This window comes from Pseudomonadota bacterium (genome assembly GCA_022361155.1).
Taxonomy (GTDB): Bacteria; Myxococcota_A; Polyangia; order Polyangiales; family JAKSBK01; genus JAKSBK01.
Map to the genome: position 1 here is coordinate 1 of JAKSBK010000088.1, position 7,582 is coordinate 7,582.

3 protein-coding genes are annotated in these 7,582 nt (G+C 64.5%); all 3 read right to left on the reverse strand.

The annotated features are described in order from the left end of the window. Positions 1 to 302 precede the first annotated feature (302 nt). Positions 303 to 1,214, reverse strand: coding sequence for a formamidopyrimidine-DNA glycosylase (locus MJD61_02610; protein ID MCG8554171.1), 912 nt, complete (start codon positions 1,212 to 1,214; stop codon positions 303 to 305). A gap of 12 nt (positions 1,215 to 1,226) precedes the next feature. Next, on the reverse strand, positions 1,227 to 4,367 hold the full coding sequence (locus MJD61_02615; protein ID MCG8554172.1) for an efflux RND transporter permease subunit: 3,141 nt from the start codon (positions 4,365 to 4,367) through the stop codon (positions 1,227 to 1,229). Positions 4,368 to 4,373: 6 nt separating this feature from the next. Continuing rightward, a partial coding sequence (locus MJD61_02620; GenBank protein ID MCG8554173.1) for an efflux RND transporter permease subunit occupies positions 4,374 to 7,582 on the reverse strand: 3,209 nt, incomplete at its 5' end.

The window sequence follows — 7,582 nt, forward strand, 5'->3', positions numbered from 1 at the left end:
CAACTCGACCCGCCAGCTACCATCTGCACACAGAGTCACGATCATTTTCCATCCCTATTGTCCAAGTTGCTGACCCAAGCGTCCCCGGCCGCGTTCACCCGCGCCGGAAAAACGGACTGCACCGAGAACTCGATAGCCCTGGGTGTGACTCGGGGCGCCGCGGAAGGGAAAAGTGAACATCTGCTGCACATGCCGTATAGCCCTCGCGCCACGGCTTGCGGGGGTTCAGGAAGCCCCAAGCCGGACCAACATCGAGACGACCCGTTCGACTATCGGTCGCTCCCCCCAGTGAACGCGGAGGGTCATGCGCGCTTGCTGGCCATTTGTTCCTCCAATTCGGCAAGCGTGCGTGGCCAGTCCTTCTTCAGGAGACGAGAAAGCGAACGGTCCGCGAGCAGCCTGCCACCGGTTTGACACGGGGGACAGTAGTTGGTCTCGTTTGCGGCATAGACGATACGCTGCACTTTGCCACCACAACGTGGACAAGGCCTACCGTATCGGCCGTGCACGGCCATGCCGGGCCGAAACGCGGTGACCTTCTCCGGAAAACCGGAGGTTGGCAGATCCTCCCGCAGTCGACCGATCCACTGACGCATGACCTCCTGCACGGCACGATGGAGCTCCGCAAGCTCCTCTTGGGTAAGGGTCCTGGTCTGCTTGATGGGAGAAAGGCGTGCAGCGTGCAGGATCTCGTCCGAATAGGCATTGCCAATACCGCTGAGAATCCGGGGATCGGTGAGCGCCCGTTTCAGCGTGTGGTTTGTGCGCGTAACCGCCTCACAAGAGTCCTCGAGACCGCTGTCCAGCACCTCGAGACCGCCTGGATTCATGGCGCGAAGGGCCGGCTCGCCTCGAACTAGATGCAGCGAGGCACGCTTCTTCGGGCTCGCCTCGGTGAGCAGCAACGTGCCGGACGAGAAATCGAACGCTGCAAGGCTGGTCTTGCCCTTGATCGCACAGCCTTGTTCATGCCAGCGGAGCCGACCGGCGATCATGAGATGTAGCACGGCAAAGACGTGGCCGTCGAGCTCGAACACGATGCGCTTGCCCAGGCGACGCAGGCCCACGACCCGCTTGCCGCACGCGGCGTCGAGCGGTGGGTCGGCTGTGCGCAAGAGAAACGGACTGCGCAGGCGGACCTGCTGCAACGTTTCCCCCAGCACCCGGGGCGCCAGGCATTCTAGATACAGGGTGATATCGGGTAGCTCCGGCATGGCAACGGCTCGTCAACCGGCATTGCTGCTCGCTCGCGGGGTGGTACTGCACGCAGCGCGCACGGTGGCGCCGACCGCGGCACGAGCGTCGTCAAACAGCGTGTAGAAGACGGGTACCACCAACAGCGTCAGGACGGTCGCGGTCGTCAAACCGCCGATGAGCGTGAGCCCGAAGCTCTTGTAGCTCAAGCTCATGCTGCTCGAGTCGCCAAGCGTCACCGGCAGCATGCCGCAAACCGTGGTGCCTGCGGTCATCAGGATCGGCCGGAAGCGGCGCTCGGCCGCCAGCAGCAACGCCTCCGTACGAGCGCGCCCTTCCCTGCGCAGGCGGTTTATGTAGTCCACCAGCACGATGCCGTTGTTGACGACGACACCGATCAACAGCACGGCCCCGACGGCCCCCAGGAAGTCCACGTCCCGTCCGGTCGCGAAATGCAGCCAGATCACTCCAACGCTGGCCAGCGGGATGGTAACGAGCACCGACAGCGGCAAGACGAAACTCTCGAACAGGAAGCCGATCAGCAAGTAGATGAATAGGACGGACACGACGCCGGCGAAACGCATCGCCTGCATGTCTTCCTCGTCTGCGTCGCGGCCTGAGTCACCGCTACCGAAGACAATGCCCTCGGGCAGGCCGAAGCCCTCGAGCCGCTCGGCGATCCGCTCCCTGGTCAGGTCCTCCTCGCCTTGCTTGAGGTCGAGGGCAATGCGGTAGGCGATGCGCTTGCCGCGCCGGAAGATCTGCTTGGGGCTGCGAAGAAACTCTACATGGGTCAACGCCGACAGCCTGGCTGCCTGTCCGGAGGCCGTGGGGACGGCGAAGTCTTCGAGCTTCTCGAGGCTGTCGCGATCTTGCTCGCGGAAACGGATTCGCACCGGGATTTCGCTGCCGGCGCGATGAATCCTCGGCAAGGACTGCCCCCTCAGCGCATAGCCGACCACTGCCGCGATGACTCGCGGGCTCACTCCCCGCCACTGCGCGCGTTCCCTATCGATCAGCAGTCCGAGCTCGTTGGGGGTCCTTTCGCCCCAGCGTTTGACACCTACTACGCCGTCGACCTCGGACAAGCGGGCTCTCAGCTGCGCGCCGACCTCGGCAAGCTGTTCGTGGTCGTCCCCCAACAGCACGATCACCTGGCTGGACTTCTTCTCCTCGTCTTCCTCGTCCGTACCGGTGTAGTACTTGACTCCCGGGGTGTCGGGCAGCGCGGCGATTACGCGGTCTCTAGCCTCGCGCACGCCTTTCGGTGCCTGGGCCGGAAGCCAGCCTTCGACCTTGCCCCAGTTCGCGGCATAGACGACGAGGTAACCCTCGAGACCTAGCTCGGGCCGCAGCCGCTCGAGCGCACGTTCGATGGGTGCGAAGAACGCCGCCGCGTCGTCGACGCTCAGGCTCCCGGGCAGGTCCATCTCGATCTCGAACGTACGCCGGTCGTCGTCGGACACCGGAACCACCCCGACACTGGCCCCGGGACCTTGCACCGTGAGCACGAACACCGCCGCGAGGAGCAGTACCAGGTCGAGTCGTCTCCTGAGAAAGAAAGCCAACAGCCGTACGTAGAGCGCGCCAAGCCGCCCCACCGATAACCGGTACGCGCCGCTCAACACCCGCTCCAGAGCGGCTCGAGCCTTCGAAACAAGGCCGCCTTGCGGCCGCCGGACCTTGCCGAGCGTCATGTACACGCCGAGAGGCACCACCAAGAGCGCAACGAACAGCGATGCGATCAGCGACACGCAGACGGGAAACGAAAGCCTGAGGAGCAAGAACTGAGCCTTGCCTTCCACGAGCGAGACCGGAAGAAAGACCACAACCGTCGTAAGCGTGGCCAGCACGATCGCGAGCGCGATCTGCCCGGCGCCACGAATGCAGGCTTGTCTGAGCGGTGTGCCCGACTGATGCAGGCGGTGGACGTTCTCGGCAACGACCACCGAGTTGTCTACCAGGAGGCCAACGCTAATGATCAGCCCGAGCAGCGAAAGCACGTTGAACGTCTCCCCCGCAAAGTACATGACGGCGATCGCTATCAGCATGCTGAGTGGTATCGACAGCGTGATTACGAGGGTCATGCGGAAGCGGAGCAGAAAGAAAAACAGCACCACTATCGCGAATACACCCCCCACAAGGCCGCTGGTCACCAGGGTGTCGAGGGAATCCCTGATAACGGCGCCCTGCGAGAACAGGATCGCCATCTCCAGGCCCTGGAGTCTGGGGCTGCGCGAGAGCCGCTGAAACTCCTGCCGCAGGGCACGGCTGACCGCGATGGTGTTCGCCTGCCCCTCCTTCATCACGCGCAGGGCGAGGGCCGGTTTGCTGTTCACCCTGACCCGCCACGGAAGCTCCGGTACCGCGTAGCGAACGTCAGCCACGTCCTGCAGCCGCACGCTGGGGCTGACCAGCCGCCATCGCAGCGCGCTCAAATCGGGAAACAGCGCAAGCGAGCGCAACAAGAGCTTGCGCTCCCCCTCCCGTACCGTTCCGCTTGCCAGGGAGAAGTTGTCGCGCGCCAGGTCTTGGGCGAGCTGGTAGATGTTGAGCCCTGCAGCGGCCGTCTTCGAGCGGTCGAGCTCGATCAGTATCTCCTTTTGCTGGAGGCCTCCGGCGCTGACCGTTGCCACCCCGTCGACACGCGACAGGGGCAAGACGACTTCCTTTTGGATGAGCTCGTAGGGATCTTTGAGCTCGGGATCCACGGCAAGACCCAGCATCATTATCGGGATGCCGGATGCGTCGTGCTTCTCGATCCGCACGCGCTCGACGTCGCTCGGCAGGCGTGCCTTGGCGCGCTCGATGCGGTCACGTACCTCACGATAAGCAACGTCCATGTCGGTGCCTTGCTTGAAGCTCAGCGACACGCGTCCGCCCCTCGCCATGGTTCTGGAATCGATTTCGCTGAGGCCTCGGACCGTCGAGAGCTCCTCCTCGAGCGGCAGCAGAATCTTGTCCAAGACCTCCTGCGGAGGAGCATCGCGCCAGCGTGCGCGCACCCTCAGCGACGGCTGCTCGAAGCCTCGTGGCACCAGCTCGAGAGGCAGTCCGAACGCCGTGATGATCCCGACGACGATCGTGGTGCCGGCAAGAACGAGGACCGAGATCCGTCGATCAAGCGAAAAGCTGGGAAGCCTGTCTCGCCAGGCGCTCTGCGCGTCGCGCATCGTCCCTCACACACCCCCGCCCTCGAATTGCGCCGGAGCGCCGGCATGCGCGCGCGCCGGGAAGATGCGCGCGATCGCTCGATCCACGAGAAAATAGAGCGTCGGGATCACGATCAACGTCAGCACCGTGGAGGACACCAGGCCGCTGATGACCGCGATCGCCAGGGGCGTGCGAATCTCGGCCCCGTCGCCGAGTCCCACAGCCATCGGCAGCAGGCCCAGCACGGTCGTGGCGCTCGTCATGAGAATAGGTCTCAAACGCACCCCTCCCGCGGTGACAACCGCAAGACCCAGCTCGGTCCCCCGGCGCCGCAACCGGTTCGTGTAGTCGACCAGCACGATGGCGTTGTTCACGACGATGCCCGCCAGCATGATCATCCCGAGGAACACCACCACCGAAAGGTTGATCTTGAACGCGTGCAGGGCGAGGACCGTTCCAACGAACGCAAGCGGAATCGTAAACAGAATGATCAAGGGATACAGCAAGGACTCGAACTGCGCGGCCATGATTACGTAGACCAAGAAGATAGATAGGCACAGAGCAAGCAGCAGGCTGCTGCGGCTGCGCTCCCACTCCTTGTTGTGCCCGGAGATCTCGAAGCTCACGTCGTCCGGCCACTGTAAGGCACCCTGCAAACGCACCTGAAGTGCCCTGACCGCGCTGCCCAGGGAGCCGGAGCCGATGCTCGCGCGGACGACGGCCGCCCGATGGCCGTCGATCCGCCTGACTTCGCTCGGACCCTCCCCGAGCTCGACTTTCGCCACCGCGCCCAGCCGAACCGGGCGTTCATGACCTCGGTTTACGACCAGCTCACGTATGTCGCCAACCGAGGACCGATCCTGCTCCGCCAGCCGGACAACTATGGGCACGCGACGATCCCTGAGGTTGTAGCGAGTGGCCATCCGCCCCTTGACTTCGTCTCGTACCAGGTTCGCCACCTCGGAGATGGCGAGCCCGTAGCGCATCAGCTGGTCACGGTTGTAGACGATCTGCACCTCGGGCGCCCCGCTCTGCAGGGTGGATTTGACGTCCGCCAGCTCGGGCATCGTGCGCATCGCATCGCGAGCACCGTAGGCGGCACGCTTCAGCATCGCGAGATCGTCGCCGTAGATCTGCACCTCGACGGGCGTACGAAAACTGAAGAGGACAGGTCGCACGACGCGTGCTTTGAGGTCTGGAATCTCGGCAAAACGAGCCCGAAGCCGCCTGATGACCTCGGCCTCCGTACGTGCGTTGTCGCCGGTCGGACGCAGCAAGAACTTGAAGCGGGCGGTGTGCTCCCCTTCGTCGGAACGCTGCGAGTTGGCTGCATCGTAACCCAGCGTGACGCTGAGCCTTTCGATAAGGGACTGCTCCGCCAGGATCGCCTGCTCGAGTGGCCTCAGCACGGCGTCGTTCTCCTCGAGCGGCGTACCTACCGGCAAGGCGAGCTCGACGCTGAACTCCCCCTGGTGAACCTCGGGCAGCAGCTCGCTCTCCAGCGCCATCGCACCTTCGTACGTTGCCAGCATGCACAAGCCCGTCAACGCTAAAATCAGCGCCGGGTTACGCAGCGACCAGTTCAAGATCCTCGGATACAGTCGGGCCATCGCCGCCAGGGCGGCGTCGGCAGCCTTGATGGGAAGGCGCAGAAGCGAGCCCAGCGCCCGCCCGAGCCCCGCCACGACCACCCCCATGCAAACCCAAACCAAGGCGAACAGCACGGCGCCTAGCAGCTTGGCCGCGAGCTCGAGCACGGCGCCCACGGCGAGGCGCAGCACCAGGTAGGGGGCCAGTGCCAGGCGGCGCGGTCCATCAAGGCCGGCCACATCGCTCCGTAAGGCCCGCCAGCTGTGAAGCTCCCTGAAACGCAACGCGTGGGAGCCCGGCGCACGCTGCGACAGCGGCTCGCGGCTGGCCAACATCGGGATCAAAAAGAGGGACACCAGCAACGAGGCTGAGAGGGCGGTCACGACGGCCAGTCCCAGATCAGCGAAGGCCTGGCCCGCCACACCTTCCACGAAGACCATCGGTAGAAACACGCCGATTGTCGTGAAGATCGATGCGGCCACGGCACCACGCACCTCGTTGGTTCCCCGCACGGTCGCGGCAACCGTCGCATCGCCCTCCTGACGGCAGCGATGGATGGACTCGAGCACCACGATGGACGAGTCCACCAGCATGCCGATTCCAAGCGCGAGGCCGCCCAGCGACATGATGTTCAGACTGACACCGGAGAGACCGAGAGGGGCGAAGGTCATGGCGATGGATACGGGGATGCTGACCGCGACGATGAGCGTGCTCTTGAAGCTTCGCAGAAACACGAACAGGATCACGACCGCGAGCAGGCCGCCAACGGCCGCCGTGTTGCGGACCTCCCGAATAGCGCTCTCGGTGAAGACGGAGCGATCCACGACGACCCGGATCAGTACATCTTCGCGCTGCTTGAGATGAGCAGCCAAGCCCGCCGTCATGGCTGCGCCGGCGCGGCCGCCACGAAAGCCACCGCGGCGCCCGGCGCCGGGCGAGCGCTGGCCGGGCAATTGTATCCTGGGTCTGGCGTCGGGCGACCCGAGCGCATCGTGGATGCGCTCGGACAGCGCGACCATGTTGGCGTCCGCCTCCTTGAAGATATCGATCTGTACGCTTTCCGTGCCGTCCGTGCGCGTGATCAGCTCGCGCTCCTTGTGCGCCAGGAGCACCTGTCCGACGTCACGTACGCGAATCTCTCGGCCATCTACCCACTGCAGCAAGGTGTCGGCGATCTGCTCCAGGCTGCGGTACTCGTTGATCGTGCGAACGAGGTAGTCGGTTCGACCCTCCTTGAGGGTACCACCCGCCAAGTTGATATTCTCCTGCCGCAGCCTATCGACGATATCGCTGGTCGCCAGGCCGGTGCGCTGCAGCTTGCCGCTGTCCAACAGGATATGAATCTCCTCTTCCAGGCCGCCTCGCACGCGCACCGCGGCAACCCCCTTGACCGGCTCGAGCGCCCGCCTGACCTGCAGCTCACCGATGCGCCTGAGACGCCGCAGCTCCGGCTCCCCGGTCGCGTCACTGCGCGCACTCGATAGGCTGAGCTCCATCACCGGGTCGAGGCTCGGGTCGAAGCGCAAGATAAGGGGCCGCTCTGCGTCCTCGGGAAGCCGTAGCAGGTCGATCTTCGCGAGGGCGTCCTGAACCGCCTCCGACATCTCGCCGTCCCACGCGAACTCGAGAACCACATCCGAGACAC

Coding starts and splice junctions, on each gene's coding strand:
- MJD61_02610 (MCG8554171.1), bottom strand. CDS start 1,214: ATGCCGGAGCTACCCGATATCACCCTGTATCTAGAATGCCTGGCGCCC.
- MJD61_02615 (MCG8554172.1), bottom strand. CDS start 4,367: ATGCGCGACGCGCAGAGCGCCTGGCGAGACAGGCTTCCCAGCTTTTCG.